We start from the raw sequence: 26,675 nt of genomic DNA, 5'->3' as shown, positions 1-26,675 counted from the left end.
CCCTACTTGCCGAAGACCTTGTTGAAGCCGACGAGCCGCTCGGTGGTCAGGGCGACCAGCACGGTGGCTGCCAGCAGCAGCGTGCTCACCGCCGCGACGACCGGGTCGAAGGAGAACTCGACGTACTGGAGCATCTGGACCGGGAGGGTGGACACGCCGGGACCGTTGAGGAGCAGCGAAAGCGGCACGTTGTTGAAGGAGGTGAGGAAGGACAGCACGGCCGCGGAGACGATTCCGGGCGTCATCACCGGCAGGGTGATGTGGAGGAAGGTCCGCAGTGGGCCCGCGCCCAGGCCCCGCCCCGCCTCCTCGAGCGCGGGATCGGCCATGGCCAGCGATGCTCCGGTCACGCGCACCGCGTACGGCAGCAGGAGCACGGTGTGCCCGATCAGCAGTGCCCCGAGCGCGGTGATGCGCAGGGTGACCATCAGCTGCTGGAACAGGGCGAAGCCGAGGACGAGTTCGGGCACGATCGCCGGGGACAGGAACATGGCTTCGGCGGCCTTCCGGCCGCGGAAGCGACGGCGCTGGATCGCCAGCGCGGCAGGGATGCCGACGAGAAGCGCCAGCAGCGTCGCTCCGGCCGCCACCAGGGCGCTGGTGGCGAGTGACTCCTGGAAGGGCTGGTACGACAGCGCCTTGGTGAACCACCTGCCCGACAGGCCCGGCGGCGGGAACTCCACCGTGTCGCCGGAGGAGAAGGCGACGGCGACGACCAGCAGGATCGGTCCGAGGAGGAAGACCAGGGCCAGCGCGGCCACGGCGGAGAGGACGGGGCGCCCGCGCATCACACCGCCCCCACTCTGGACAGGCGCCCGGAGACCCAGCTCGCGGCGAGCACCAGCGCGGTCATGATGAGGGCCACCGCACTGGCGGCGCCCCAGTCGAGCTTCACGTTCGCGTAGTCGTACAGGAGGGTGGCCAGGGTGCGGTTGCGGGTCCCGCCCAGCAGCAGTGGCGTGGTGAACGCGGTGACCGCGCCGGCGAACACCAACGTCGCGCCCACCAGCACGCCGGGCAGCGCGATCGGCAGCACCACACGCCGGAAGGCGCGCCCGGAGCTGGCCCCGAGACCGCGGGCGGCTTCCTCCAGCTTGATGTCGACGTGGGACAGCGAACTGTACGAGGTGAGGATCATGATCGGGGTGAAGAGCTGGGTGAGCCCGGCGACCAGGGCGAACTCCGTGTAGAGCAGCTGGGTGCCGTCGTCGGCCAGGCCCAGTCCGGCCACCAGGTCGCTGATCAGGCCGTTGCGGCCGAGGAGGACCAGCCAGGAGAAGGTCCGTACGACGGTGCTGAGCAGCAGCGGGAAGACGGCCAGGGCGAGCAGCAGCCCCTGGCGGCGCTTGGGCGCCCGGGAGATCAGGTATGCCACGGGGAAGCCGAGCAGCAGGCAGACCGTTGTCGTGAGGACGGCGACCCGGATGGTGCGGGCCGCGACACCCAGGACGTAAGTGTCGCCGAGCATCCCCCCGAGCTTGCCGAGGACGTCGGGGTCGTCGGCGGCGGGCGGCGCGAACAGCGTGACGCCGAAGGGATAGAGGAAGCCGAACGCGAGAAGTGCCGCGCCCGGCAGGAGCAAGAGGCCTGATGCGGCTCTGCGCGACACGATCGGGGCCTTCCTGGAGTAGTTCTGAAGCGATGTGCTGCAACCGGTTGCAGCAACCGATTGCAGCAACCGATTGCAGGCAAGCTACGCTGGAGCCCGCGAGCCGGTCAACAACTGCTCGTAAAAAGCGTGTAACCAGCACTCGATCGAGACGTGCGACCAGCACCCGATCAGAATCAGCACTGGATCAAGAGAAGGCAGGAACGGATGGCTCGGCTGGCAGACGTCGCGCGCGCCGCGGGCGTGTCCACCTCCACGGCGTCTCGGGCCCTGAGCAGGCCCGAGATGGTGGCGCCGGAAACCCGCGAGCGGGTGGCGCGGGCGGCGGCCGAGATGGGCTTCACGCTCAACGCCACGGCGCGCGCCCTGACCACCGGCCGCACCGGCCTGGTCGGCGTCATCGTCCCCACCCTCGCCAACCCGTTCTTCCCGCCGATCGTCACCGGCGTCCAGGAGGCACTGACCGAGGCGGGAGGCAACGTCCTGCTCGGCGTGTCCGACCGCTCGGAGACCCGCGAACGCGAGCTGGCGGCGCAGCTGGGCTCCCGCGTCGACGGGCTTGTCCTCGTCGCCCCGGTCAGCGCGGACGCCGCGCTGCGCGAGCTCGCCGAGCGGCTCCCGACGGTGACGGTGGACCGCACGGTCCGGGGCCTGCCCGGGGTGGTCGTCGACACTCCCGGCGGCGTACGGGAGTTGATGGCCCACCTGACCGGCCTCGGCCACCGGCGCATCGCCTACCTCGGCGGCCCGCCTGGGTCCTGGATGGACCAGCAGCGCCGGAAGGCCGCCCGAACGGCAGTGGCCGACGGGGGAGGCGAACTGATCGTGCTGGACCCGGTACCGCCCCAGGTCGACGCGGGCCTGGCCGCGGCCGAGGATCTGGTGCGCCGGGACGAGGGCGTCACCGCGGTGCTGGTCTACAGCAGCTATGTCCTGCTCGGGCTCCTGATGGGACTGCGCGCCGCCGGGCTGCGCGTGCCCGAGGACATCAGCCTCGCCGCCTCGGACGACCTGACCGTCATCGGGATGACCCAGCCGGGCAGCACCGCACTGCACGTGCCCCTGGAGGAAGCGGGCAGCGCCGCATGTCGCCTCCTCCAGGGCACTCCGCTCCCTGGCGGGCGCCCGCAGCGCGTCCGGATCCCCACACGTCTCGACGTACGCGACTCCACTGCCGCGCCGCCCCAAACGGCCGAGGTGTCCTGAAGGCAGGGGCTCGCCCGGCCCGCTGCGCAGCGCCGGCCGTCGAACGGTGGCGAGTACGCTGCTCCCGTGGGGATCACCCTCGATCTCAGGAGCGCCCAGGCGGCCGATGTCCATGTCGGGCGTTTGCCGCTCGCCGAGCTGCTGACCGTGCTGCACATCCTGGCGGAACCGGATCACCATCCCGAGGCCCAGCGCTGGACGCGCAGGCTGCTGGACGCGCACCTCGACGAGGCGCTCAGGGACGAGATGAGTGCCCTGTCGCCCCTGTGGGCGAGGCTCCGCTGCCGGCTGTTGTTCCCGCTGGCGGCACCGCTGGACGGATCCTTCGAGGATGAGCTGGGGCATCTGGAGAAACTGTCCCTGGAGGAGTTCGTGGGGCTGTGCGCCCAGGGTGCGCTCGGCTTCCTGGAGGACGTTCCGCCGGCCCGGATGCTGCTCCACGACCCGGTGGCCGCTCAGGCGTACGTCACGCAGTGCGAGCGGCGGTCGTTCCGGCGCGGGGCGCTGGCGTACGACCTGGTGACGTCGCCGGAGCGCGTGCGCGCCCGGCTGATCGGCTTCCTGCGGGAGTGCTCCGCCGCGTTCTTCGCCTCCGAGTGGCGGCTGCTGCACGACCGGCTGGAACCGGCCGTGGCGCAGCTGCGCACCGACGTCCGGCGGCGCGACCTGGCCGAGGTGCTGGCCGGTCTCAGCCCGACCGCCGTCGTCTCCAAGGACGGAGCGAAGGTCCGCTACGACAAGCTGGCGATCGCCGACATCCCCGTCGGGCCGCGCCCGCTCTTCATCGTCCCCTCGGTGCACGGCTGGCCGCACCTGACCGTGAAGGACGAGGAACCCTTCCCGATCGTGGTGCAGTTCGCCGCACTCGCGGGCCGGGCCGCCGAGCAGCTGACACTGCGTCAGCTCCATGAGCGGCTGTCCGTGCTGGCCTCCCCGGGCCGGATGGAGCTGTGCCGGCATCTGCTGGGCGAGCCCATCACCACCTCGGAGCTCGCCCAGCGGCTCGGGCTCGCCGACACTCAGGTCTCCCGCAGCATCCGGCAGTTGCGCGAGGCCGGACTGATCGAGTCCGAGCGTGAGGGCCGGTACGTCTACCACCGGCTGGCCACCAGCACCCTGCTCCGACTGGGACAGGACGCGCTCGCGACCATCATGCGCTGAGCACCCGACCGACGGTCACTGGTCGGGCCGTACCCACAGCAGAACGGCGGACGGATGCGCGGCATCCATGTGAACCCGGTTCGTCGCCACCACCTTGCGCCGGGTGAGAGCCTCCGGCTCACCGGTGTTGGAATTGACGTCGAAGCGTGGGAAGTCGCTGGAGGAGATGTCCACCCGCAGCCGGTGCCCGGCCTCGAAACGGTTCGCCGTGTCCGGCGCCGGGATCCGGATCTCGTAGACCTCTCCGGGCGACAGCGGCTCGGGATGCTCGAAGGACTTGTGGAAGCGGCACCGGAAGATGCCCTCGGTGAGGTTCATCGCGAAGCCGTGCGGATAGTCCTCGTTGGGCGGGTGCACATCGATCAGTTTCACCGTGAAGTCGGTGTCCGGAGCGCTGGAGGAGATGAACAGCCGGGCGGTGACGGGGCCGGTCACGGTGAGCGGCTCGGTCAGCGGCGGTGTGGTCAGCGAGATGACGTCCGGTCGTGAGTTGAGCGGCAAGTACGGCTCGCGCGCCCCATGGAACCGGACGTCCGGCACCTGGTCGAAAGCGCCCCCGACCATGACGGGCTCGCCCGAGGTGACCTGACCGCCCAGCGTGGGAACGGGGTCGTCCGGATCGAAGTCGTACTCCACCCACGCCTCACGCGCGTCCTGCGGCAGGGTGGTCAACTCGCCGGAGGTGTGCAGGTAGAACGCCGTCTCGCGGGCGGCCGTCGGAGGCCACTGGCTGTCGGTCCGCCACCGGCCGCCGTGTCGCATGCGCCCAGCCTCGTCGCGGCGTCCGTCCCCGCCGCCCATGAGGAAGTACCGCACCCGGGGCAGCGCGCCCGGATCACCGCCGCGGCCGAGCACCGCGTCGAACCACCGGCGCCGGAAGGCGAGATACGACGCGTCGAGGTTGTCGCTGAGCGTGGCGTCGGGGCCGAAGTCGACGTCACCGGCGTACGTGACACAGCGTTGGCCGTGCGTCCAGGGGCCCATCACGAGATAGGCGGGGGAGTCCTTGAGCCGGTCCAGGGCGGTGAAGTTCTCGATGGTGGAGCGCACGTACGGGTCGTACCAGCTCGCCATGTGCAGGCTCGGGACGTCGGGGAAGCGGGCGTAGGAGCCGCGTCCGTAGATCGCGGGCTGCCGCCAATACGCCCCGAAGGCGTCTTGGCGCCACTGCTCCAGCAGGTACTCCTCGTAGTCGGCGACCTGCCGCAGCGGGGACGTGCCCGCCCGCCACGGCATCGCGCTGAACCAGTCCCGCAGGTCGGTGCGGGCGAACGCGGCGCGGATCAGCGGGTCGCGCTCGGCCTCGGGGCTCTCCTCGCCGTGCCGGAAGGCCCAGGTGACCTGCTTCAGCTCGAAGGCGCCGCCCATCCGCATACCGGCGTCGTAGGCGCTGGAGAACCCTCCGGAGTCCAGGAACATCGCGGCCAGGTGCCCGGGGGCCTCCGCGGCGGCCGCGGTCTGGGCGTGCGCCGAGTAGGACACCCCCATCATCGCCACCTGTCCGTCGCACCAGGGCTGGGCGGCGATCCATTCGACGGTGTCCGCGCCGTCGGGCCCTTCGTTGAGGTACTTCACGAAAGTGCCCTGCGAGTCACCCCGCCCCCGGCAGTCCTGCCGTACGACGTGGTATCCGGCCCGCACGAAGTAGGCGGACGTCTGCTCCGGGCTCGGCACCGGCTCGTCGTGCCGGCTCTGGTCGGATTCGCGGGGCGCGCGGCGGCCGTAGGGAGTGCGTTCCAGGATGACCGGGCGCGGGGACGGGTCGGCCCCCTCCGCGTACAGATCGGCGGCGAGGAGGATCCCGTCGCGCACGGGGATGTGCAGTACCTGCCGCCAGACCTGCTGGTCGGCGATGTGCTCGGGGGACTCGACCGGTGGTGCCTGTGTCATGGAGCCGGTCACCCGCTCTGGGACTGCCGGGAGCCGTTGACCGTGATCTTTTCTTTCTCCACGGTGGACAGGGGGAGGTCCCACTTGTCGAAGAGCTTGTTGTAGGTGCCGTTGTCGTACAGCTTTTGCAGGGCCTCGGCGAGGACCGGCGCGAGGCCCGAGTCCTTCTTCGACACGATGCCGTAGATCGCCGTGGCGGCGGGCAGATCGAGCATGTCCTTGATCTCGACGGTCTTGAAGCGGCCGCCCGAGGTCTCGCTAGCGGCCGTGTTGGAGGCGCTGGGTGCGGCCACGGCGTCGATCCGGCTGCTCTGCAGGGCCAGGGCCGCCGACGGCAGATCGTTGAACACCTGGTCCTGCACGGCGGACTTGCCGTCCTTCTCGCACCGCTCGGTCAGCGCCGCGATGACGTTCTGCGTGCCCGCGCCCTTCTCGACGCCGACCTTGCGACCGCACAGGTCGCTGCCCGCCTTGGGGAGGAAGGACTTCTGGCTGTTCACCATCACGGTCACGTTGCTCTGCGCGAAGTCGGTCAGGTCGACCTCCGTCTGGCGCTCCACGAAGTCCCCGACGGGCGCGCTGAGATCGATGCGGCCGGACTTGATGCCGGGGATGGTGGCGTCGAAGGTCGTCTTCCGCTCGGTGATCTTCAGCCCGAGCATCGAGGAGAGCTGCTTGTCGAGATCGGGGACGAGACCGGTGATGTCGCCGCCGGAGCCGAACGTGACGTAGGGCGCGTACTCGCTGATGCCCATCACCACCTCCTTGCCGGCGTACTGCTTCGGCACCTTCGCCTGCAGGGCGGCATCGGGCGACGCCAGGGCGATGGCGGCGGACGCGCCCGGCTTCGGCTTTCTGCTGCTGTCGGACGCGGCGCCCACGGAGGAGTCGTCGACCGAACAGGCCGCGAGAGCGAGCGGCAGGATCAGGGCGCAGGTGCCGGTGACGGCGGTGCGGATCGGTTTGCGCATGACAGGGTCCAATTGCAGGAGGGGAGGGGGGCGGGCCAGGAGTGGGGCGGTGTCAGCGGTCCCAGACGGCGGCGGCCACACGCCGTACGTTTCCGCCTGCGAGCTTGGCCACCTCCTCGTCGGAGTAGCCGTGCTCGAAGAGCCAGCGGATCATGTTGCCCACGGACTCCGCGGGGTTCTCGCAGCCGTGCACGTACGCGACCTCGTCATGGGGAGGAAGTACGCCCGGCTCCGCGTCGTCCTTGCCGAACAGGCCGGCGAAGACGCGGTGCCAGGCCGTGTGGTCGCCGAAGTTGGTGTCGGGGCCGAAGGCGACATGGTCCGGGCCGACCAGGTCCAGACAGTGCTCGACGTGCTCCATCACCGAGTCCAGGCAGTGCCGGGGGTGCTTGGCGGTGATCGTCGTGTGCGGCGCCGCCTCGATGCCGATGAAGCCGCCCGACTCGGCGCAGGCCCGGATGACGTCGTCCGGCTTCATCCGCGGAGTGGGCCACAGGCCGCGGGCTCCGGCATGGGTGATGACGACGGGGGACGAGGAGTGGCGGACGGCGTCGAGGGCCGTGGCGTCACCGGTGTGCGAGACGTCCACGATGATGCCGAGGTCGTTCATCCTGCGCAGCGCCCGGCGGCCGAGCACGGTCAGCCCCGCGTCGCCGGTGTCCGCGAGACCGGAGCCGAGTTGGTTGCTCTCGCTGTAGACCAGGCCCAGGAGCCGTACGCCGAGTCCGTAGAGCAGATCCAGGCGGTCGACGTCGTTGCCGATGGGGGTGGCCGACTCCAGGGTGAGCACCACGCCGACCTTGTGCTCCGCGCGGGCCCGTTGGGCATCCTCGAGTGTGCGTACGGGGGCGACGAGCGACTGGTGTGCCCAGTCCGCCTGGCGCATGGCCAGATCGCTGACCGCGTCGTCCCAGTCCCACGATGTATGGGCGCGGATCATGCTGACGGCGGCCGGTCCGCCGTCGAAGAACAGGTCGACGCCGGAGTGCGCGATGCCCTCGTACGGGGTGAACTCCCGCCCCTGGCGCCGGTACTCGGAGAAGCGGTGCGGGTCGGCCGGGCGCAGCGAGAGGTGGTCGTGCGCGGAGACGACGAGGTGCCGTTCCTCGAAGTCCCGGGCGCGTTCCTCTACGGCGTCGCTCCACTCGATGGCGCTGCCGGGCACACGTCCGACGGCCGGTACGACGTCGAAGGCGTCGTAGTCCTGCCCGGCCTCCAGGTACTGGTAGGAGCGGTACGCGTCCCAGAGCGCGAGCCGCTTGCGGGTCTTGTCGGGCAGGGAGGGCAGGGAGGACACGGGGTCTGGGATGCTCATGAGACGACTTTCGACAGGAAGGCGCGGGTACGGTCGTGGGTGGGCCGGGTCGTGATCTGCTCGGCGGAGCCCTGCTCGACGATGCGTCCCCCGTCCATGAACACGATCCGGTCGGCGACGTCGGCGGCGAACCTCATCTCGTGGGTGACGACGACCAGGGTCATGCCCTCGTCGGCGAGGTCACGGATGACGCTCAGCACCTCCTGGACCATCTCCGGGTCCAGGGCCGAGGTCGGTTCGTCGAAGAGCATGACCTTGGGCTGCATGGCGAGCGCGCGGGCGATGGCGACGCGCTGCTGCTGGCCGCCCGACAGCTCCTCCGGATAGCTGTCGAGCTTCTCGGCGAGACCCACGCGGGACATGAGCCGTTCGGCGCGGGCGTCCGCCTCCGCCTTCGACAACTTCTGTACGAGGCGGGGAGCGTGCACGATGTTCTCGCGGGCGGTCAGGTGGGGGAAGAGGTTGAAACTCTGGAACACCATGCCCATGACCGCTCGTTGCGCGGCCAGTTCCCGGCTGCCGAGCTCGACCAGGACGTCGCCGTTCTGCCGGTAGCCGATGACGTTTCCGTCGACCAGGACCAACCCGCCGTCGGGCACTTCGAGATGGTTGATGCAGCGCAGCAGGGTGCTCTTCCCGGATCCCGACGGCCCGATGAGGCAGACGGTCTCACCGCGTCGCACGTCGAGCGATATCCCGTGCAGAACTTCCGTCTCACCGAAGGACTTGCGAATCTCGTGCAGCGAAATGATGGCCTGCGATTCCGATTCTTTCTCCGTTGCCGTCTCCGACTCCGATGCTCCGATCACAGTGAATTCTCGATCCTCTTGGGAGACGCGCTCTTCTGCGTCCGGGCCAGGGTGTGCCGCGAAAGCCGTCGTTCCAGGCGCTGTTGACCGATCGTCAGGACTCCCGTGATGACCATGTACCAGATGGCCGCCACGATGAGCAGCGGGACGGTCTGGAAGTTCTTCGCGTAGATGAGCTGCACCGAATACAGCAGGTCCGCAAGGGAGATGACGCTGACCAGCGAGGTGGCCTTGAGGAGCGAGATCAGTTCATTGCCCATGGGCGGCACGATGATGCGCAGCGCCTGCGGCAGGCTGACCCGGAAGAAGGTCTGGGCGGGCGTCAGCCCGAGCGCGGCGGCGGCCTGCCGCTGACCGTCCGGCACGGAGAGCAGTCCGGACCGTATCAACTCCGCGATGTACGCCGTCTCGTGCAGGGTGAGCCCGACGATGGCGGCGGTCAGCGGGCCGATGAGGGAGTTGGAGTCGAAGGTGGCGAACTGCGGTCCCCACGGAATGCCGATCGACAGGGTGGGGAAGAGCGCCGCCAGGTTGTACCAGAACAGGAGCTGCACCAGCATCGGAATGCTGCGGAACACCCAGATGAAACCCGCGGCCGCGGCGGACATCAGGCGTGCCTGCCCCATGCGCATGAGGGCCACAACCGTGCCCAGGACGAGCGAGAGCAGCATCGTCACCGCCGTCATGCCGAGACTGACGCCGATGCCCTGGAGAATGCGTATCTCGAAGAAATAGCGGGACACCGTTCCCCATTCGAAGCGGGGATTGGTGAGGACCGTCGTCGCCATCATCGCCACGAACAACACGACGGCGGCGTTGGCCACCCATATCGCCGGGCGCCGGCGCTTGATTCGCTTGAACATCAGCGCATCGGGCGGTGCGTCGAGATTCAGGACTCTGGTCATATGGGCCTCGGATGGGTGGCGGAACGGCACGGCCGATGACGGCACCCTAAATTCCCCGCCAACAGCATCCGCCGACGGTTGACACACATGTGTTCATCGTTAACGCCATGCGCGTGCCGCGGATCTACTGTCGGCCGGGCACGCGCCAGAAGAAGCCAGGCGAGCGGAGTGACGCATGAAGCTGATCGCGGTGGGAGACGTGGTGGTCGCCCGGAGGCCCGCCCTGCCACTGGACGGCGACCTCGGTCCCGGCACCACGGCCCTGCCTCTCCTGCGGGACGCCGACCTGGTGATCGGCAACCTCGAGGCCCCGCTGGTCGATTCGGGGTACCCGGCCGAGAAACCCGTCGCGTTCCGTGTCGGAACGGCCGCCGCGGCGGAGGTGGCCCGGCTCGGCTTCGACGCCTGCTCGCTCGCCACGAACCAGGCCCTCGACTACGGCATCGACGGCCTGCGGAGCACCATGAAGGCCCTCGACGGGGTCGCGGTCGCGCACGCCGGCGCGGGAGAGGACCTCGACGAGGCCCTGCGCGAGACCCGTCTGACGGGCCGGAACAACGCCGAGATCGCCTTCCTCAGCCTGTGCAGCGCGCTGCCCCCGGGCTTCAACGCGACATCGCACCGGCCGGGGATCGCGCCGGTACGGATCGAGCAGAGCTACGAGTTCGACGGCGTACTGCTGGAAGAGCAGCCGGGCACGGTGCCCTACGTGTGCACACGGGCGCGGGAGGCCGACCTGGCGCGGGCACACCAGGCGGTCCGGCGGGCCAAGGAGCGGTTCGGAACGGTGGTCGTGGCCGTGCACTGGGGCGTTCCGTGGTGTTATCTGCCCGACAACCAGGGCCCCTTGGCCGAGTACCAGCAACCGCTCGGCCGGAGCCTCATCGACGCCGGCGCGGACCTGGTGATCGGCCACCACCCGCACTGCCTGCACCCGGTCGAGAGGTACCGCGATGGACTCATCCTGTACTCGACCGGCAACTTCCTCTTCCACTCCTGCGAGGAGGTGGGCGAGCCGGACCGGCGGCCACCCGCCCGCTACAAGCAACGGATGTCCGACCGGCCCTGGTTCGAAAGCGCGGTGTTCGAGATCGACCTCGGGGAGGGTCCGCCCGAGCTGCGCCTCCACCCGGTGGAACTCGACGCCGACGGCGAACCCACCGTTCCCTCGCCCGCGACGGGTCACGCGATCCTGCGTCGCGTCGAGGAACTTTCCCGGGACCTGAACCCCTCGACCCGCGTGGGCGCCGACGGGCGAGTTCGTTTCGGCTGAGCCCAAAAGCGCAGGCCTGGCTGTGTTTCAGTGGCGCAAGCCGGACAGGAGATCCGGGCCGAGGCGCCGGATGGCGTCCACGTTGAGCCGGTAGTACACGACGGCCCCGTGCCGGTGCGTGGACACCAGACCGGCTTCGCGGAGCTGCCGCAGATGCCGTGAGATCTGCGGCGACGTCATCCCGAGCCGGGCCGCCAGCTCCGCCGTGGCCGCGGGATGACGCAGGATGTCGCGGCAGATCAGCAGCCGTGTCGGATCCTGCAGCGCGGCGAGTCGCCTGCGCATCTCCTCGACCGGGACAGCCTCCACGGCGGGCACCACGGGATACTGCACGACGATGGCGTAACCGGGGACGTGCTTGACCACCAGATGCGAATCCCCGTGCGCGCTGGGCACGAGCACGCACGGCATGCGCGCGTCCAGCCGCACCGTCGCGTGGTAGAGCTTGTCGAAGACCACCCTCGGCGGGTCGTCCGCCACGGCACCGATCCCGTCGAAGGCCCCGGTGACGCCGCGCAGCCGCAGCTGCCGCAGCCGGGTCTGCACATCGGGATCCACCGCCGCCCGCACCCGCCGCCACTCCTCGTCGAAGGCCGCGGCGGCGAAGGCGGCGAGGAAGTCCAGCAACTCGCCCCGGAACCGGGCCGGATCCTCGATCAGCCGCAGGCCCAGGTCGTAGCGCCCCAACGAAATGAGCCGCAGCCGCGGCAGCACACCCGCCGGGTCCGGCGGCGGTTCCCCCGAGGTGGGGTTCTTGCCGATCAGAGCCTGCACGGTCAGAGCGGTGAAGGCGTCGACCGGCAGGCGCGCGATGCCGTCGAGCTCGGCGCCGAGCGAGCGCTCCGCACCGGCCGTGAGGGGGAGCAGATAGCGCGCCCGGAAGGCGCCCCACAGCGGCGCCCACACCGTCGCGCGGGTGAGCAGGTCCCCGGTGACGCCGCTGTGCACGGCGGACACCCACGACTGGCTCGCCGGGTGGTGTCCCGGCTCGTCCAGGGCGTGCAGCGCGGCGCACAACTCCGCGAGCGGCGAGGGCCGGACGGTGATCCACTCCGGTCTCGCCGCGTCAATGTGCAGGGTCACGGCCATCCCCCAGTGTTACCGCCTTGGCGACAATCTTGTTGTCCGGCCCCCGGCAAGTTCGCAGACTCATCCCTCGAATCCCTGTTGACCTGCGGTTTGGAGGACAAGTGGCCGGTTACGTACGGCCCTCGGAGCGGGGCGGGCCCGCGCATCCGAGTCAGTACTACTCGGGGGGCGCGACCACGATCTTCGCCTCGCGCTTCGATCAGCGCTTCTCGTTCTGTGCCTATGTGCCGAGCGCACACGACCCGGACGGCGCCCCGCTGCCGCTCGCGGTGCTCCAGCACGGTACGGGCCGACGCGGCCCCCAGTACCGCGACAACTTCGCCGAGTGGGGCGAGCGGCACGGCTGTCTGGTGCTGTGCCCGCTGTTCCCCGCGGGCATCGGCGACCCGGACGACCTCCACAACTTCAAGTTCCTCGAGTACGGCGACATCCGCTACGACCAGGTCCTGCTGGAGATCGTCGCGGAGGCCGGTGCCCGCTGGAACACGGACACCTCCCGGTTCCTGCTGCACGGCTTCTCCGGCGGCGGGCAGTTCGTCCACCGCTTCGCCTATCTGCACCCGGACCGGCTGAGCGGCCTCTCCATCGGTGCCCCGGGGCGGATCACCCACCTCGACGCCGAGCGGCCCTGGTGGGTCGGGCTCAAGGGCTTCGAGGAGAAGTTCGGTCGGCCGCCACGGCTCGCGGAGCTGCGGGACGTGCCGGTGCAGATGGTCGTCGGCTCCGAGGACACCGAGACCTGGGAGATCAACAACGTCGGCGACTCGAACTGGATGGACGGTGCCGATGCCCATGGCCGGACCCGGCTGGAGCGGCTGAAGGCACTGAGCGCGGACTTCGAGCGGCACGGGATACCGGTGCGCTTCGACGTCGTGCCGGGCGTGGGCCACGAGGCGATGTACGTCCTCGAACCCGTCAAGGATTTCTTCACGTCGATTCTGGAAGATCTGGAAGAAGGCAGCGGCAGATGAAGAGCACGAGCACGTACTACCGCACGGCTGCCGCTCTGGTGACCGCGGGCCTGGTCGGCGGCTGTGCCGTGGGCGCGGCGGACGAGGGCGACGGCGGTGGTGACAAGACCGTCGCCTACCCCACCGAGGGCATCTCCGTGCTCGCCCCCGGCAGCCCCGGCGGCGGCTGGGACACCCGGGCCCGTGGCATGTCGCAGGCCCTCACCAAGTGCGATGTCATCGACCAGAAGGTCACCGTCACGAACAAACCGGGCGCGGGCGGCACCATAGGCCTGGCCGAGTTCATCGAGCACAAGGGCGACATGCACCAGTTCATGGTGATGGACACGGTGACGATGCTCGGCGGCATCGCCGTCAACAAGTCCCCGGTCGACATGAAGTCGCTCACCCCGGTGGCCGGCCTCACCAGCTCGCCCAGTGTCCTCGTGGTCCCGAAGAAGTCCCCGTACGACGACCTGAAGAGCCTGCTCGCGGACCTGCAGAAGAAGCCGAAGTCCATCAAGTGGACCGGCGGTTCGCTCGGCGGCGCCGACCACATCCAGGCGGCGCTGCTCGGCAAGAGCAAGGGCGTCTCGCCGGACAGGATCAACTACGTGCCGACCGGCGGTGGCGGCGAGACCGTCAGCCAGCTGCTGAGCGGGGCCGCGACCGTGGGGATGGCCACGGTGACCGAGCTCCGCGGCCAGATCGAGGCCGGCGAGCTGAAGGTCCTGGCCCTCGCCGAGAAGCCCGAGGGCCAGGAGATCGAGGGCATCGACGCCCCGTCGCTCGCCGAACTGGGCCTGGAGGAGGCCGCCGTCTCCAGCGTCGGCGGCGTGCTGGCCCCGTCCGGGCTCTCCGACGCCTCGCAGCAGGCCGTGGTGGACACGGTGCGGAAGATGCGCGATTCCAGCTGCTGGAAGGACGTACTGAAACGCAATGACTGGACGGACGCCTGGACACCGGGCGACGAGTTCGGCGACCTGATCGGCAAGCAGGAAGGCCAGATCAATGACGTACTCAAGGAACTGGGACTGGTGAAGTGACGGTTCCCCAGACTGCCCGGCCGCGGCAGCGTCAACAGCAACAGCAACAGCAAGGGCCGGACAAACAGCAGCAGTTCGGCTCCCGCGTGATGGCGCTCTTCGTCCTCGCCGTGGGCCTCACGGTGCTGATCGGGGCGTTCCTCATCCCGGAGGGCGGCGGCTACCAAGCTGTGGGCCCGCGGCCCTTCCCGATGCTCATCGGGGCCGCGGGGACCCTGGTCGGCGCGATCGGCGTCGTCCAGGCGTTCCTGGGGCTGCGGCGGCCGGCAGTGAAGGCCCGGCGGGCACAGTCGGAGGCCCCGGCTGCGATGCGGGAGGCGGAGCCCGTCGGCCCGACCCCAGCACGGCGGCGGGCGACGTTCATGCTGCTGGCCGCCCTGATCGCGTACGCGCTGCTCATGCCGACGGCCGGCTACTGGCAGGCGACCACCGTCTTCTACGCGGGCGCCGCCCGCATCCAGGGCAGCCGCAAGCTGGTGCGCGACGTCCTGATCGGACTGGTGATCGGCCTGGCCACCTATTTCGTGTTCGACCGGCTGTTCGGCATCGATCTGCCGCCCGGCTACCTGCGATTGGCCATCTGACATGGAAGTCCTCGGCAATCTCGGCGACGGTTTCGCCAGCGCCCTCAGCCTGCAGAACCTGCTGCTGGCCTTGGCAGGCGTGACCCTGGGCACGCTGGTCGGCGTGCTGCCCGGCCTCGGCCCGGCGACGACGGTGGCACTGCTGCTGCCGCTCACGTTCGTCTTCGACCCGGTCGGTGCCTTCGTACTGTTCGCGGGCATCTACTACGGCGGCATGTACGGCGGGTCCACGACCGCCATCCTGCTCAACGTCCCCGGCGAGACCGCCTCGGTGCCGACCACCCTCGAAGGCCATCCCATGGCCAGGGCGGGACGCGCGGGCCCGGCCCTGGCCACTGCCGCGATCGGCTCCTTCGTCGCGGGCACCATCTCGACGGTCGTGATCACCTTCCTCGCACCCGGCATGTCCGCCGTGGCGAAGCTGGTCCAGCCGGCCGAGTACTTCGCCATCATCGTGCTGGCGTTCGTGACCGTGACCTCGCTGATCGGCGACTCCCTGATCCGCGGTCTGTCCAGTCTCTTCCTCGGCCTCGCGATCGGGCTCGTCGGCATCGACGCCCTGACCGGCCAGGCGCGCTACTCCTTCGGCGTGCCCCAGTTGTACGACGGCATCTCCGTGGTGGCCCTGGCGGTCGGCCTCTTCGCCATCGCCGAGGTGCTGTACACGACCTTGACGCCCGACGGATCCGAGCAGGTCGCCTCGCTCCGCGGCCCGGTCGGCATGACCCGCGACGACTGGCGCCGCTCCTGGCGGCCGTGGCTGCGCGGCACCGCCCTCGGCGTGCCCTTCGGCGCGATGCCGGCGGGCGGTGCGGAGATCCCGACGTTCCTCAGCTACAACATCGAGCGCCGGCTGGCCAAGCGCGGACAGGAACGAGGGAAGCGGAAGGACGAGTTCGGCAACGGCGCCATCGAGGGCGTGGCAGGCCCCGAGGCCGCCAACAACGCGGCCTTCTCCGGCGTACTGATGCCGCTCCTCACCCTCGGCATCCCCACCTCCGCCACGGCGGGCGTGCTGCTCATCGCCTTCCAGATCTACAACATCCAGCCCGGACCGCAGCTGTTCGACCAGCAGACCCCCCTGGTGTGGACGCTGATCGCGAGCCTCTACATCGGCAATGTCATGCTGCTCGTGCTCAACCTCCCCATGATCCGGATCTGGGTCAAGCTGCTGCGTCTCCCGGCGCCCGTGCTCAGCGCCGGCATCCTGTGCTTCGCCCTCCTCGGCGTGTACGCCATCTCGCAGAGCACCTTCGAGGTGATGCTCGCCATCGGCGTCGCCGTCCTCGGCCTCTTCATGCGGCGCACCGGCTACCCCGTCGCGCCACTGATCCTCGGCGCGGTACTGGGGCCGCTGATGGAGGCCCAGTTCCGCCGTGCCCTGGCCTTCAGCGAGGGTGACCCGACGGTCTTCCTCACCCGGCCCGCGTCGGCGGCCATCCTCGCGCTGGCGCTGACCGCGCTGGTGGCACCGGTGCTGCTGCGGCGACGCACGCGCGTCCGCCTCCCCGAACCGGAGTGACCGGGCCCGGCCCCGGATGCCATGCGACCAGGGCTGGGCCCTCGCTCGCCGCCGTGCGTCGGACCGGCCGACGGGGGAGGGCTGCGGCCACGGGCACGGACATCCGGTACCCCAGTGCCATCGGCAAGCAGCCCAGAGGCATGCGGACACTGCTGGGGCGCTATGTGAATCGCCTGATGCTGACGGCGACCGGACGTCCGCTGGTCGCCAAGGAGGTCCTCGGCGTCGTCACACAGTCCCAGCCGACCACCGCCCTGCTCAAGCCCGAGATCGTCCCCGCGGTGTTGCGCGGGCCGCGCTGACCGAGCCGCGCCTGAGACCGGGCCGCGCGGCATCACGTCGCGCTGCGTTCGCTCGCCTCTCTCATGTCCCGCTCCACGGCCCGGTTCTGCGCGGTGTCCGGCTGTCCCGCCGCGCTGCCCGGACGTCCGGCGCGGAGCAGTCCGCTCCAGTTCTCCCGGCTCCAGTCGGCCGGGCCTGTGGTACTCGTGAACTCCTCGACGAGGGAGAGGAACCGCGCGGGGTCGGTGTGGAACGGGAAGTGCCCGGCCCCCTCGAAGATCTCCAGGCGGCTGCCGGGCATCGCCTCGTGCGCCCCGTACGCGTGCCGTACGGGCACCACGCTGTCCCGGTCGCCCCATATCAGCATCGTGGGCATGCCCTCGGTGAGGTAGCAGCGGTCGAGCATGGTCACCACCTGGCCGCGCCAGTCGACCACGGCGCGCAGGGTACGGATGAAGGCGCTGCGCGAGGTCGCGTCGGGAAGCGCGTCCACGAGGGTGAGCAACTCCGGTGCGTCCTGGCCCAGATCGGTGTCGAGGAGTCGCATCAGGTGGGCGAACAGGCGTGCTTGCACACCCATGCCGGGCAGGCGCAGCGCGGAGAGCATCAGATGGGCGCCGGGCAGCGACACCGCCCGCAGGACCGGATTCACCTCGCGGCCCACGCCACCCGCACTGACCAGGATCAGCCGCTCCGTGCGCTCCGGGAACTGGTACGCGAACTGCATGGCGACGCCGCCGCCGAGCGAGTGCCCGACCAGCGTGGCCTGTTCGATGTCGAGCGTGGACAGCAGGTCGCGCACCCCGTTCGCGTACGCGGCGACCGAGTAGTCGGCCCGGGGCTTGTCCGAGGCGCCGTGGCCGAGCAGGTCGGGGGCGATCACCGTGTGGGTGCGGGCGAGGTCGGGGATGAGCTCGGCCCAGGTCGCCGAGGAGTCGCCGATGCCGTGGATCAGGACGAGCACCGGGCCCTGGCCGGCCATGCGGTAGGCACGGCGGTAGCCGTGCACGACGCGGTGGTGCATCCGTAGTTCTCCGTCGCCCACCGGGCGCAGCCGCTTGATGCTCCGCGGGCGCTGTCGTGGGTCGTCGACCACCGGCTCACCTCCCGTTCCGGGCCGCAGAAAATGCGGCTCCAAGCGCTCGGTTCCAGCGTAGGACGCTTGTCCCACAAGGGATTTCCGTGAGGTTTCGCCTCCGCTAACCGGGCGAACGGACACGTACGGAAAGGGCATTGTCAGTGGTGGACGGCAAGCTGGATCCAGCGCCACCGCTGTGCGGCGGCGTGGAACCGCTGACCCTTGTGGCGCTGTAGCGCCGCAGCCGAGCCGAAACGGGAGAGCTGTCCGATGCCGACCGCGGCAGGGCTCTCCGGCAACATCAAGGGCCTGGGCAAGCTCCGCTACGTTGTCGAGCACCTCGCCCTGCTGCACCGCTCCCCGTGGGCATCGGTGATGTCGATGACCACGCTGGTCCACTCCTCGGCGGGCTGTTCGGGGACGAGTCCCAGCTCGTACGTAGCGTTCTGCAGGAGGGATTCGGTGACGCGCTTGCCGGTGAGTCTCTCGGCCAGAGCGAGGAACCGCCGCCTTCCGGTCGACCTCCGGGGCGCTCTCGTCGTGCTCTCCCCGGGAGGTCAGAGGGAAGCCGACTTCCTCTGAGCCCCGAGTAACGCCGGGGCGGCCGAGCACATGCGTGGCTCCGGCGCTGTTGGTGGCGTTTATGTTCCATCGGACGGCAGTGAGATTCAAGCTCGTGCTGTGCCTGCCTTCATAGACTGCGGAACAGGGACACTCCGGGCCGTTGCAGGAACTGAAGTGCACAAGGCGGTTGAGAAACGTGTGAACCAAGAGCACTTCAGCCATGTGTCATACGTGGTCGAGGGCTTTGCATCGAACCCGGCCACCGTGTCCCGTGCAGATGTCCGCACCAACGGAGGCGAACCCGCGGGTGTCTCGAGACCACCACCGACACCGCAGATGCACGTTGCGATATCCATGCTTTCTCTGAAGCGAGAGAAGCGATCTCTGTCCCTGTGAGGTGCTGTCATGCCCGCGTTATCTCCACTTGCCCAGCCTCCACGCGACGACGTGTTCCTCGGGCAGGACTGGCGCCATCGTTATGACCGCATCCGCATCACGCGCGGTAGCGACGGGGCAGCCGTGGAGTTGAGGTGTTCGTCCGCGTTGACCTCGCTGGTCGACTTCAATCCGCGGTGGTGGGTCGACCAGATCGTACGGACCAAGGGTGCGTCGCTGTTCTTTGTCTTCATGGACAGCAACAATGCCTGCACCGACGCCTGTCCGTCCTGCTTCACCATGAAGAAGCGCACTCTGGAGGGCTTCGGCCACCGTATGGACACGGCCGTCGCGCTCAAGCGCCTCGGCGAACTGAAACAGCGCTATCCCGACACCTTCCAGCAGATCCTGCTGTGCGGCAGCGGTGAAGGGCTGATGCCCGGCGTGGAGCGCCTCATCAACGGTGCTCACGAGCTTGGCCTCGCCGTCCACACGTACACCGCGGGCAAACACCTGGGCCGCAGGACCATCCGCGAACCGCTGGTGCGCGCCGCCACGCAGATCCGCTTCAGCATTGACGCCGTCAACGAGGCCACCTACCGGATGACGCACGCTGTACGCGGCTTTGAGGAGCGCATGGACAACCTGCGCCTGGTCATCGGCGACCGCAACGCCACCGGCAGCCGTGCCGTGATCGGGATGAGCATGGTCATCCAGGAGGCGAACTTCGACCAGATCGTGCCCTTCGCCGAACTGGCCCGCGCGACCGGCTGCGACTTCGCCGCCATCCACCAGGAGAGTTACGGCACGGTGACCAGCCGCTTCACCGACGACCAGGCCCGCGCCATCATGGCGGACCTGCACAAGGTCGAGGCCATGGCCGACGAAACCTTCTCCCTCAACCTCCCACAGCACGCCCAGCGGCACACCGTCTTCGTCCGCAAGGCCGGCGTGACGGCGAGTGTCAAACTGATGGACCGCTGCTTCACCAGTCGGCAGCGCCCCACGTTCGGCTCGTCCACCGACTATGCCGCCTGCTGCGTTGCCGGGGGCCACGCCGACTACAAGCAGCACTCCGCGGTCGGCAGCCTCCGCGACGACCCCACCATGAACACCTTGCACACGGTGATCGACCGGGGCGTCGGCACTGCGCTGGGCCGCCCCGCGAAGCTGAACTGCGCGGCCTGCGAGCTGAATCCGTTCAACGACTTCGTCAACGGCGTCCTGGGCCACCTGTCCGGTGAAACCGGCTGGGACGTCGAACTCCTGCCGTACGAGCCCCGCCACAACGACGGCTACAGCCTCGTCCTGGGCAGTACCCGCCCCGGCGAAGCCCTCACAACCGACCGCGACGGCCACACCGGACACCGCACGCAACTTTCCATCGTGAGCGTACGGTGACGGCCTTCCGCGCCCGGCCCCTGCGCCACCTGGCCGCGATCCTCGACGGCAACCGGCGCTGGGCCGCCGAACGCGGACTACCACCCGAGGACGGCTATCGTGCCGGAGCCGACAGAGTGGTGGAGTTCCTTCCATGGTGTACCGACGCCGGCATCGAGGTCGTCACCCTCATGGCGGCCTCGGCCGACAACCTGGTCCACCGTGACCCGCATGTCATGGCCGACGCGCTGGAGACCATCGTCACCACTCTCGGCAAACTCGCCGCCACCGGCCGCTACCGGCTCCGCCCGATCGGCCGCCTCTCCCGCCTCGGCCCGGACATCGAACACGCCCTCAACCAGGTGCGCGAACGTACCGACCAGGTGGCCGGAACCACCGTCAACATCGCCATCGGCTACGGCGGCAGAGAAGAGATCACCGACGCCGTACGCTCCCTGCTCACCACCCACCTGGCCCACGGCACCCTGCACTCACTGCCCCAGACCCTGACGCCCCAGGACATCGCCGCCCAGCTCTTCACCGCCGACCAACCCGACCCCGACCTCATCATCCGCACCTCGGGAGAGCAGCGCCTGTCGACCCTCATGCCCTGGCAGTCCGTCTACTCCGAATTGTTCTTCCTCCGCGTCAACTGGCCCGACATCACCCTCCACGACTTCCGCACCGCGCTCACCACCTACCACGACCGACAGCGCCGCTTCGGCGCGTGATCCCGTCACGCGGGACTGTCCAATCAATGGCCCTGCTCAGGATCCGTGGCCGGCTTGGTGCGTCTGGGGCGTCCTGCTCGCTCACGGCAGCCATGGTGAGCCAGCTGGATCTGGAGTGGAGCCCGGAACAGATCGCTTCGCACCTCCGGACTCGCCGGCCACCTCGCCGAGAGGCGGGGAGAGGCTCAGTCACAGCTGCGAGTGGTCGCAGCAGTAGCAGCCTGACCCGCCTCCACCCCGCTACTCGCTGCTGGGGACCGGCGTCCGTCCACCGTGCGACACGGCGGGCGGCCGCGCCCGGCAGTTCCCGGAGAGATGTGACTGCCACCCGGGGCCGTGCATCAGACACGCTCCGATTGGGCCCGCGGTTCGTCAGTCCGAGGCCAGTGGGTCGCGATGATCCGCCTCGTCCCGTTTCCAGTAGCCCTTGGCGTAGGCGTGGCGACGATCCAGGCCGATGCCTTCCAGGAAGTGGCGGCGGATGTCCCGGACGGCTCCGGACTCTCCGGCCGCCCACGCCGCGACACGCTCGTACGGCGGGACGGGGGCATTGAGGACTGCGTCCCGGAGGGCTTCTCCCTTCGGGACGCCCGCGGTGCGGTGTACCCACACAAGGTCCAGGTCGGCCTGCCATGACATGTCGGCTTCGGCTTCAGGTCCCTCCACTTCCAGGTACACGGCGCCCCGCATGCCGCGCGGCAGGCTCTCGGCGATGGTGAGGACCGCGGGCTGGGCGCTCTCATCACCGGCCAGGAGATAGAACTCGGCATCGGGGTCGGGGCGGAAGGCGCCCTTGGGGCCGCCGAAAGAGACCTCTTGACCCGGCGTGGCGGCTTCCGCCCAGCGTGCCGCTGGGCCGTTGCCATGCAGGACGAAGTCGATGTCGATGGTCGGTTGTGCCGAGGAGCTGTGGCGCACCGTGTAGGCGCGGCCTGCGGGCTGTCCATCGAGCGGATCGGTCACGAACAGCTTCACCCACTGGGTGGGCTCGTCGCAGTGGAAGGCCGACATGCCGGGTCCTCCCAAGGTGATGCGTGCCATGCGCGGGGCGATCCGGGAGACCGACTCCACCGTGGCGGCGTAGCGGGTCCGGCGTGCGCGGAACATGAGAGGTGGCCTTTCCGCGGGATGTCAGTGGGATGGGCGAGGTACAGGGCGGGCAATCGGCGTACGGCGAGCTGGACCCGTCGGCGAGGGCGGCAGCGAAGGCGTCGGCCGGCCGTGCGCGGTCGTTCTGCGCCCGGCACGCCGGCACCCGACCACGTGGTGCCGGGACGGTCGCCAGGTCCTGCGGGGCGTGGCCGGCGAGGGCGAACAACCCATGTGCCGTGGTCCGGTCTTGGAGTGCCGCTTCGGGAGTTCGGCGTCCGACCGGGGTGCGCTGTGCTGCTCGTCCATGGCGTGACCTCCTCGCTGCGATGGCGCAGTCGGCCTCGGGAAGGACGGGGGTGGCGTTCCCGAGGCCGACTGGAAGAAAGACTAGACGCAACGGTGCGTCTGGTCAAAGGGAGCCTGGACATTCTGGGCTGCCGGACCGCAGCCGGATCAGGAGCGGGCGGTTTGGGCTCCGGACGCAGTGCCGACGGCCTGCGCGCAGCCGAACAGCAGCCGTGTGCGCATCCGGTACACCGGTTCGTCGCGCTCGTTGACCGCCTCGACGAGGAAGCGAACCGTCCCTGTGCCCGGCCGCCCGGGGTGGAGCGAGGCGTCCTCCACCGTCGCCTTTCCACGCAGTTCGTCCCCCGGCCGCACGGGGCTCAGGAAGCGCACCTCGTCCATGCCGTAGGAGCCCTGGCAGGCGGAGTCCGCGAGCAGGGCGCGCACGAACTGGCCCATGACCACGGCTCCGGTGTGCCAGCCGCTGGCCACGAGCCCCCCGAAGGGGGAGCGACGGGCGGCCTCGGGATCCAGATGGAAGGGCATGGGGTCGAAAGAGCGCGCGTACGTGATGATGTCGTCGGTCGTGAGCCGGGTGGCCCCCAACTCGTAGGTGCTGCCGGGCGGAAAGTGCTCGAAGTGCCGCACGGTTGTTGATCTCCTCTGTGGAAGGGCTCCTTGAGATGTCCTGGGCGGGCGGTGCTCAGGTGAGGGACGGCACGTAGTCCGTGTGGGCGGGCACGGCCTCCGGATGGTGGATGGCGGGTTGCGGGCGGGGCGGGGTGAGGCGGCGCTTCTCGGCGCTGTACCACTCGGCGACCCGGAACGCGAGATCCATTGACTGGCCGCGGTTGAGACGTGGATCGCAGGCGGTCTCGTAGCGCAGATGCAGATGGTCGGAGCGGACTTCGCTGCCGCCGCCCACGCACTCGGTGACGTCCTCGCCCGTCAACTCCACGTGCACGCCACCGGGGTGAGTGCCCAGCGCCCTGTGCACCTCGAAGAATCCGGTGATCTCGTCGAGGATGTCGTCGAAGCGCCGGGTCTTGTGCCCGCTCGGGGCCGTGAAGGTGTTCCCGTGCATGGGGTCGCACGCCCACACCACCTCCGCGCCGGTCCCGCGCACGGTCTCGACGAGGCCGTGCAGCCGGTCGCGTACCCGGCCTCGACCCATCCGCGAGATGAACGTCAGCCGGCCGGGCGTGCGGTGCGGATCCAGCAGGTCGATCAGCGCCCGTACGTCGTCCGGGTCGGCGCCCGGCCCCAGCTTGACGCCGATGGGGTTGCTCACCTCGGAGGCGAACGCGACGTGTGCACCGTCCAGTTGACGGGTTCGCTCGCCGATCCACAGCATGTGACCCGACAGGGCGTACCGACGTCCCGTGTCGGGGTCCGTACGCACGAGCGCGGACTCGTAGTCAAGGAGCAGCGCTTCGTGGCTTGCGAACACCTCGGCGGTGCGCAGGGTGGAAGTGTTCATGCCACAGGCGCGAATGAAGCCGAGCGCCCGGTCGATCTCGTCCGCGAGCCGTTCGTAGCGGCGGCATGCCGGGGACAGCGCCACGAAGTCGCGGTTCCACTCGTGTACGTGGTCCAGGTCGGCGTGCCCTCCGGCGGCCAGCGCCCGCAGCAGATTGAGGGTCGCGGCGGACGCGTGGTAGACGCGCTGGAGCCGGGCCGGGTCGGGGGTGCGCGAACTGGGGGTGAAATCAAGCCCGTTGACGGCATCGCCGCGGTATGAGGGCAGGGTGACCCCGTCCCGGGTCTCGGTGGGCTGGGAGCGGGGTTTGGCGTACTGGCCGGCGAGACGGCCGACCTTGACCACCGGGACGGCCGCCGCGTAGGTGAGCACGGCGGCCATCTGGAGCAGGACCTCCAGCTTGTTGCGGACGGATTCCGCGCTCACCGAGTCCAGGGTCTCGGCGCAGTCACCGCCCTGCAGCAGGAAGGCCTTGCCGCGTGCCACCTCGCCGAGGCGGTCCAGGAGCGTGTCGCACTCCCGCGCGAACACCAGGGGCGGCGCGGCCGACAGGGCCGACACCGTCGAGCGTAGCGCCGCGCGATCGGGCCAGTCCGGCTGCTGTGCTGCGGGCAGCGCCCGCCATGATTCGCGATTCGAATGTTCCACGGAGAAAACCTCAACGCCTTCTGTTCCGAGGGCGGGCACCGGGTTGCAGTTGACCGTGCGGCGCAGCCTGGCACGGGAGGACAAGGCGCGGGCAGTGGGTCGTTGAGGCTAGAAGGGCGGATCTAATACGCGGGTACTAGCCCCAGCGGCCGACTGTCGAGGGCGGTCCGCCTCCTGAAGGATTTCGGTGGGCGCAAGGAACCACACACGAAGCCCGGCGCCCTGCCGCCAGCCAGACGACCGGCCTCGAAAGGTGATCCCCGTATGAGCAGCACCGCCAACCCGCCCGGGACCGTGACCCGCCCGCAGACCGGGGACGAATATCTGCAGAGCCTGCGCGACGGCCGCGAAGTGCGGATCTACGGTGAGCGGGTGGAGGACGTGACCACGCATCCCGCGTTCCGGAACAACGCGCGCATGGTGGCCCGGCTCTACGACGCGCTGCATGACCCCGAGCGCAACAGCAAGCTGGTCGTTCCCACGGACACCGGCAACGGAGGGTTCACCCACCCCTACTTCAAGGCGCCCTATACCTCCGGGGACTTGAGGGCGTCCGCGCGCGCCATGGAGGAGTGGGCGCGCATGACCTACGGCTGGCTCGGCCGGACTCCGGACTTCAAGGCCGCGTTCCTTTCCACGCTGGGATCCAACAAGGAGCACTACGCGCCGTTCGAGGACAACGCATCCGCCTGGTACCGCAAGGCGCAGGAAAACGTCCTGTTCATCGGGCACGGCATCGTCAACCCGCCGATCGACCGTAACCGGGGGCTCACCGAGCTCAAGGACGTGATGCTGACGGTGGACCGCGAGACGGACGCAGGCCTGGTCGTCTCCGGGGCCAAGGTGGTCGGCACGGGCGCGGCGCTCACCCAGCACATCTTCATCGGGAGCTACGGGCGCATCCCCGACGGAGCCAAGGACTTCTCCGCGTACTTCATCGTGCCGACCAACAGCCCGGGCCTGAAAATCATCTCCCGCCCGTCGTACGAGTTCTCCGCGGCCACTGTCAGCAGCCCCTTCGACCAACCGCTCAGCAGCCGCTTCGACGAGAACGACGGGATCCTGGTGTTCGACCAGGTGCTCATTCCGTGGGAGAACGTCTTCTGCTTCGACGTGGACAAGGCGAACAACTTCTTCTACGGCTCCGGGTTCTTCTACCGGGCCATGTTCCACGCCTGCGTCCGATTCGCCGTGAAGATGGACTTCATGACCGGGCTCCTCGCCAAGGGCCTTGAGACGACGGGCACTTCGGAGTTCCGTGGCGTGCAGAGCCGGCTCGGCGAGATCCTCGCCTACCGCAACATGTTCTGGGCCCTGGTGGACTCCATGGCCGAGAATCCGACCCGGTGGCCCGACGGAACCGTCACTCCGAACGGTGAGACGGCTCTTGCCTTCCGCGTCCTGTCCTCCTCCATCTTCCCCAAGGTCCGCGAGATCTTCCTGCGGGACCTGGGCAGTGCCCTGATCTACAACAACTCCCACGCCAGCGACTGGGCGAACCCCGAGGTCCGGCCCTACCTGGACAAGTACGTCCGTGGTCTCGGCGTCGAGGCGATCGACCGTGTCAAGCTCATGAAGCTGGCGTGGGACGCCGTCGGTACCGAGTTCGGTGCCCGATGGGAGCTGTACGAGATGAACTACGCGGGCAACCACGAGCAGATCCGCTTCGAGGCGCTCCATGCCCAGCAGGCGTCGGGGCGGTTCGACCAGTACAAGCAACTCGTCGACCAGTGCTTGTCGGAGTACGACGAGAACGGCTGGAAGGTCCCGGACCTCATCAACCCCGGGGACACCACCGTGATAGGCGGCGGCACGCCGGCCCCGGTCTCGTTGGGCGCGGCCGAGGCCACGCGGTGAGGATGCCCGCGACGCCTGCCGGACCGACCGCGCCGTCCGTGGGTGCCGATGCTCTGGACGAGCGTCAACTGAGGTACATCCTGGGGCAGTTCGTGACCGGTGTGTGCGCGGTGTCGACACGCTTCGAGAGCTCGTCCGGGCCCCGCCACGACGCCATCGCGGTGAACTCGTTCACCTCGGTGTCCCTCGATCCGCCCCTCGTGTCGATGTGTCTGCGGGACGACTCCACCTTCCTGGAGCGGGTGCGTACGACGGGCCAGTGGGCCGTCTCGTTCCTGGGGAACCAGTCGCGTGCCCTGGTCGGCGTACTCACGGCGCCGGCCACGCAGCGCCCTCCGGTCGAGGAGGCCGCACAGTGGGCCGTCGGACCGCACACCGGATGCCTGGTTCTCCCCGAGGGCCCCGGAACCCTCGAATGCGCCCTGCACCTGACCCAGCGCCTCGGCGACCACGTGCTCGTGGTCGGGCGGGTGCTCGGTGCCGCGTCCCGCGACGATGCGCCTCTGGTCTTCCACCGCGGCACGTTCACCGAAGTCGCACCACCGCATTGACCACGCACATCCCCATCAGCGA

At 69.4% G+C, this 26,675-nt stretch carries 24 protein-coding genes and 1 pseudogene; 12 read left to right on the top strand and 13 right to left on the bottom strand.

Annotated features, from left to right (window positions below; genetic code table 11):
- Positions 1-2 precede the first annotated feature (2 nt).
- Positions 3-788 carry an ABC transporter permease gene (locus ACTWQO_RS33610; protein ID WP_443241151.1) on the bottom strand — a complete coding sequence of 262 codons (786 nt, stop codon included), beginning with the start codon at positions 786-788 and terminating at the stop codon, positions 3-5.
- Entirely contained in the window at positions 788-1,609 is an 822-nt protein-coding gene (locus ACTWQO_RS33605) for an ABC transporter permease (protein ID WP_443241150.1), read from the bottom strand. The genes ACTWQO_RS33610 and ACTWQO_RS33605 overlap by 1 nt, the downstream gene beginning before the upstream one ends.
- Positions 1,610-1,816: 207 nt before the next feature.
- On the opposite strand from ACTWQO_RS33605, the gene ACTWQO_RS33600 reads away from it, so the two are divergent.
- Positions 1,817-2,815, top strand: a complete 999-nt coding sequence (locus tag ACTWQO_RS33600) for a LacI family DNA-binding transcriptional regulator (protein ID WP_443241149.1) — start codon at positions 1,817-1,819, stop codon at positions 2,813-2,815.
- Positions 2,816-2,881: 66 nt separating this feature from the next.
- Positions 2,882-3,976 carry a DUF5937 family protein gene (locus ACTWQO_RS33595; protein ID WP_443241148.1) on the top strand — a complete coding sequence of 365 codons (1,095 nt, stop codon included), beginning with the start codon at positions 2,882-2,884 and terminating at the stop codon, positions 3,974-3,976.
- Positions 3,977-3,991: 15 nt separating this feature from the next.
- On the opposite strand, the gene ACTWQO_RS33590 is transcribed toward ACTWQO_RS33595, so the two are convergent.
- Genes ACTWQO_RS33590 through ACTWQO_RS33570 form a run of 5 tightly spaced genes read right to left on the bottom strand, consistent with a single transcriptional unit; the run spans position 3,992 to position 9,866 of the window.
- Positions 3,992-5,866, bottom strand: a complete 1,875-nt coding sequence (locus ACTWQO_RS33590) for a CocE/NonD family hydrolase (RefSeq protein WP_443241147.1) — start codon at positions 5,864-5,866, stop codon at positions 3,992-3,994.
- 8 nt (positions 5,867-5,874) lie between these two features.
- The gene (locus tag ACTWQO_RS33585) at positions 5,875-6,837 is read right to left on the bottom strand and encodes a transporter substrate-binding domain-containing protein (RefSeq protein ID WP_443241146.1); all 963 of its coding nucleotides are present in this window, start codon (positions 6,835-6,837) and stop codon (positions 5,875-5,877) included.
- A gap of 52 nt (positions 6,838-6,889) precedes the next feature.
- Positions 6,890-8,152: a dipeptidase gene (locus tag ACTWQO_RS33580; RefSeq protein ID WP_443241145.1), complete on the bottom strand. Its 1,263-nt coding sequence runs from the start codon at positions 8,150-8,152 to the stop codon at positions 6,890-6,892.
- Entirely contained in the window at positions 8,149-8,958 is an 810-nt protein-coding gene (locus tag ACTWQO_RS33575; RefSeq protein ID WP_443241187.1) for an amino acid ABC transporter ATP-binding protein, read from the bottom strand. Before ACTWQO_RS33575 ends, ACTWQO_RS33580 begins: the two co-directional genes overlap by 4 nt.
- Complete coding sequence (locus ACTWQO_RS33570) at positions 8,958-9,866, bottom strand: amino acid ABC transporter permease (RefSeq protein ID WP_443241144.1); 909 nt, start codon at positions 9,864-9,866, stop codon at positions 8,958-8,960. The genes ACTWQO_RS33575 and ACTWQO_RS33570 overlap by 1 nt, the downstream gene beginning before the upstream one ends.
- 175 nt (positions 9,867-10,041) lie before the next feature.
- Here ACTWQO_RS33570 and ACTWQO_RS33565 point away from each other — a divergent pair, with 175 nt between their 5' ends.
- On the top strand, positions 10,042-11,139 hold the full coding sequence (locus ACTWQO_RS33565; RefSeq protein WP_443241143.1) for a CapA family protein: 1,098 nt from the start codon (positions 10,042-10,044) through the stop codon (positions 11,137-11,139).
- A 27-nt stretch (positions 11,140-11,166) separates the two neighbouring features.
- Here ACTWQO_RS33565 and ACTWQO_RS33560 read toward each other — a convergent pair whose 3' ends face one another.
- Positions 11,167-12,228 carry a DUF5937 family protein gene (locus ACTWQO_RS33560; RefSeq protein WP_443241142.1) on the bottom strand — a complete coding sequence of 354 codons (1,062 nt, stop codon included), beginning with the start codon at positions 12,226-12,228 and terminating at the stop codon, positions 11,167-11,169.
- Between the two features lie 101 nt (positions 12,229-12,329).
- Between ACTWQO_RS33560 and ACTWQO_RS33555 the strand changes: the two genes are divergently transcribed.
- The 5 genes from ACTWQO_RS33555 (at position 12,330) to ACTWQO_RS33535 (ending at position 16,632) form a co-directional block, all read left to right on the top strand.
- The gene (locus tag ACTWQO_RS33555) at positions 12,330-13,199 is read left to right on the top strand and encodes an alpha/beta hydrolase (RefSeq protein WP_443241141.1); all 870 of its coding nucleotides are present in this window, start codon (positions 12,330-12,332) and stop codon (positions 13,197-13,199) included.
- Positions 13,196-14,224, top strand: a complete 1,029-nt coding sequence (locus ACTWQO_RS33550; RefSeq protein WP_443241140.1) for a Bug family tripartite tricarboxylate transporter substrate binding protein — start codon at positions 13,196-13,198, stop codon at positions 14,222-14,224. Before ACTWQO_RS33555 ends, ACTWQO_RS33550 begins: the two co-directional genes overlap by 4 nt.
- Positions 14,221-14,808: a tripartite tricarboxylate transporter TctB family protein gene (locus tag ACTWQO_RS33545; RefSeq protein WP_443241139.1), complete on the top strand. Its 588-nt coding sequence runs from the start codon at positions 14,221-14,223 to the stop codon at positions 14,806-14,808. The genes ACTWQO_RS33550 and ACTWQO_RS33545 overlap by 4 nt, the downstream gene beginning before the upstream one ends.
- Before the next feature lies 1 nt (position 14,809).
- Complete coding sequence (locus tag ACTWQO_RS33540) at positions 14,810-16,330, top strand: tripartite tricarboxylate transporter permease (protein WP_443241138.1); 1,521 nt, start codon at positions 14,810-14,812, stop codon at positions 16,328-16,330.
- Positions 16,331-16,470: 140 nt separating this feature from the next.
- On the top strand, positions 16,471-16,632 hold the full coding sequence (locus tag ACTWQO_RS33535; RefSeq protein ID WP_443241137.1) for a hypothetical protein: 162 nt from the start codon (positions 16,471-16,473) through the stop codon (positions 16,630-16,632).
- 32 nt (positions 16,633-16,664) lie between these two features.
- Here ACTWQO_RS33535 and ACTWQO_RS33530 read toward each other — a convergent pair whose 3' ends face one another.
- On the bottom strand, positions 16,665-17,708 hold the full coding sequence (locus ACTWQO_RS33530) for an alpha/beta fold hydrolase (RefSeq protein ID WP_443241136.1): 1,044 nt from the start codon (positions 17,706-17,708) through the stop codon (positions 16,665-16,667).
- A gap of 305 nt (positions 17,709-18,013) precedes the next feature.
- Positions 18,014-18,266, bottom strand: a pseudogene (locus ACTWQO_RS33525) (DUF6461 domain-containing protein); the annotation flags it as partial.
- A gap of 393 nt (positions 18,267-18,659) precedes the next feature.
- On the opposite strand from ACTWQO_RS33525, the gene ACTWQO_RS33520 reads away from it, so the two are divergent.
- Positions 18,660-20,030: a hypothetical protein gene (locus ACTWQO_RS33520; RefSeq protein ID WP_443241135.1), complete on the top strand. Its 1,371-nt coding sequence runs from the start codon at positions 18,660-18,662 to the stop codon at positions 20,028-20,030.
- On the top strand, positions 20,027-20,740 hold the full coding sequence (uppS, locus tag ACTWQO_RS33515) for a polyprenyl diphosphate synthase (RefSeq protein WP_443241134.1): 714 nt from the start codon (positions 20,027-20,029) through the stop codon (positions 20,738-20,740). Before ACTWQO_RS33520 ends, uppS begins: the two co-directional genes overlap by 4 nt.
- A 372-nt stretch (positions 20,741-21,112) precedes the next feature.
- Here the strand turns inward: uppS and ACTWQO_RS33510 are convergent, their stop codons facing one another.
- From ACTWQO_RS33510 to ACTWQO_RS33500, 3 genes are all read right to left on the bottom strand, one after another.
- Positions 21,113-21,847, bottom strand: coding sequence for a siderophore-interacting protein (locus ACTWQO_RS33510; RefSeq protein ID WP_443241133.1), 735 nt, complete (start codon positions 21,845-21,847; stop codon positions 21,113-21,115).
- 438 nt (positions 21,848-22,285) lie between these two features.
- Positions 22,286-22,765 carry a MaoC family dehydratase gene (locus tag ACTWQO_RS33505; RefSeq protein WP_443241132.1) on the bottom strand — a complete coding sequence of 160 codons (480 nt, stop codon included), beginning with the start codon at positions 22,763-22,765 and terminating at the stop codon, positions 22,286-22,288.
- Between the two features lie 55 nt (positions 22,766-22,820).
- Entirely contained in the window at positions 22,821-24,245 is a 1,425-nt protein-coding gene (locus ACTWQO_RS33500) for a class II 3-deoxy-7-phosphoheptulonate synthase (RefSeq protein WP_443241131.1), read from the bottom strand.
- Between the two features lie 264 nt (positions 24,246-24,509).
- Between ACTWQO_RS33500 and ACTWQO_RS33495 the strand changes: the two genes are divergently transcribed.
- Together ACTWQO_RS33495 and ACTWQO_RS33490 are read left to right on the top strand one after the other, a co-directional pair.
- Positions 24,510-26,102 (top strand): 4-hydroxyphenylacetate 3-hydroxylase family protein, encoded by a 1,593-nt coding sequence (locus ACTWQO_RS33495; protein ID WP_443241130.1) that lies wholly within the window; start codon positions 24,510-24,512, stop codon positions 26,100-26,102.
- A 2-nt stretch (positions 26,103-26,104) separates the two neighbouring features.
- On the top strand, positions 26,105-26,653 hold the full coding sequence (locus ACTWQO_RS33490) for a flavin reductase family protein (RefSeq protein WP_443241129.1): 549 nt from the start codon (positions 26,105-26,107) through the stop codon (positions 26,651-26,653).
- Positions 26,654-26,675 lie beyond the last annotated feature (22 nt).

The sequence above is a fragment of the Streptomyces sp. 4N124 genome, assembly GCF_052245395.1.
GTDB lineage: Bacteria > Actinomycetota > Actinomycetes > Streptomycetales > Streptomycetaceae > Streptomyces.
Note: the sequence above shows the minus strand (reverse complement) of the source record. Positions and strands in the feature narration are given on the sequence as shown.

What these genes read in the sequence shown, in the direction of transcription:
- ACTWQO_RS33585 (WP_443241146.1), bottom strand. Translation starts at nt 6,837, where the DNA reads ATGCGCAAACCGATCCGCACCGCCGTCACCGGCACCTGCGCCCTGATC.
- ACTWQO_RS33535 (WP_443241137.1), top strand. Translation starts at nt 16,471, where the DNA reads ATGCGGACACTGCTGGGGCGCTATGTGAATCGCCTGATGCTGACGGCG.
- ACTWQO_RS33565 (WP_443241143.1), top strand. Translation starts at nt 10,042, where the DNA reads ATGAAGCTGATCGCGGTGGGAGACGTGGTGGTCGCCCGGAGGCCCGCC.
- ACTWQO_RS33540 (WP_443241138.1), top strand. Translation starts at nt 14,810, where the DNA reads ATGGAAGTCCTCGGCAATCTCGGCGACGGTTTCGCCAGCGCCCTCAGC.
- ACTWQO_RS33560 (WP_443241142.1), bottom strand. Translation starts at nt 12,228, where the DNA reads ATGGCCGTGACCCTGCACATTGACGCGGCGAGACCGGAGTGGATCACC.
- ACTWQO_RS33600 (WP_443241149.1), top strand. Translation starts at nt 1,817, where the DNA reads ATGGCTCGGCTGGCAGACGTCGCGCGCGCCGCGGGCGTGTCCACCTCC.
- ACTWQO_RS33490 (WP_443241129.1), top strand. Translation starts at nt 26,105, where the DNA reads ATGCCCGCGACGCCTGCCGGACCGACCGCGCCGTCCGTGGGTGCCGAT.
- ACTWQO_RS33495 (WP_443241130.1), top strand. Translation starts at nt 24,510, where the DNA reads ATGAGCAGCACCGCCAACCCGCCCGGGACCGTGACCCGCCCGCAGACC.
- ACTWQO_RS33510 (WP_443241133.1), bottom strand. Translation starts at nt 21,847, where the DNA reads ATGTTCCGCGCACGCCGGACCCGCTACGCCGCCACGGTGGAGTCGGTC.
- ACTWQO_RS33570 (WP_443241144.1), bottom strand. Translation starts at nt 9,866, where the DNA reads ATGACCAGAGTCCTGAATCTCGACGCACCGCCCGATGCGCTGATGTTC.
- ACTWQO_RS33580 (WP_443241145.1), bottom strand. Translation starts at nt 8,152, where the DNA reads ATGAGCATCCCAGACCCCGTGTCCTCCCTGCCCTCCCTGCCCGACAAG.
- ACTWQO_RS33610 (WP_443241151.1), bottom strand. Translation starts at nt 788, where the DNA reads ATGCGCGGGCGCCCCGTCCTCTCCGCCGTGGCCGCGCTGGCCCTGGTC.
- ACTWQO_RS33520 (WP_443241135.1), top strand. Translation starts at nt 18,660, where the DNA reads ATGCCCGCGTTATCTCCACTTGCCCAGCCTCCACGCGACGACGTGTTC.
- ACTWQO_RS33550 (WP_443241140.1), top strand. Translation starts at nt 13,196, where the DNA reads ATGAAGAGCACGAGCACGTACTACCGCACGGCTGCCGCTCTGGTGACC.
- ACTWQO_RS33590 (WP_443241147.1), bottom strand. Translation starts at nt 5,866, where the DNA reads ATGACACAGGCACCACCGGTCGAGTCCCCCGAGCACATCGCCGACCAG.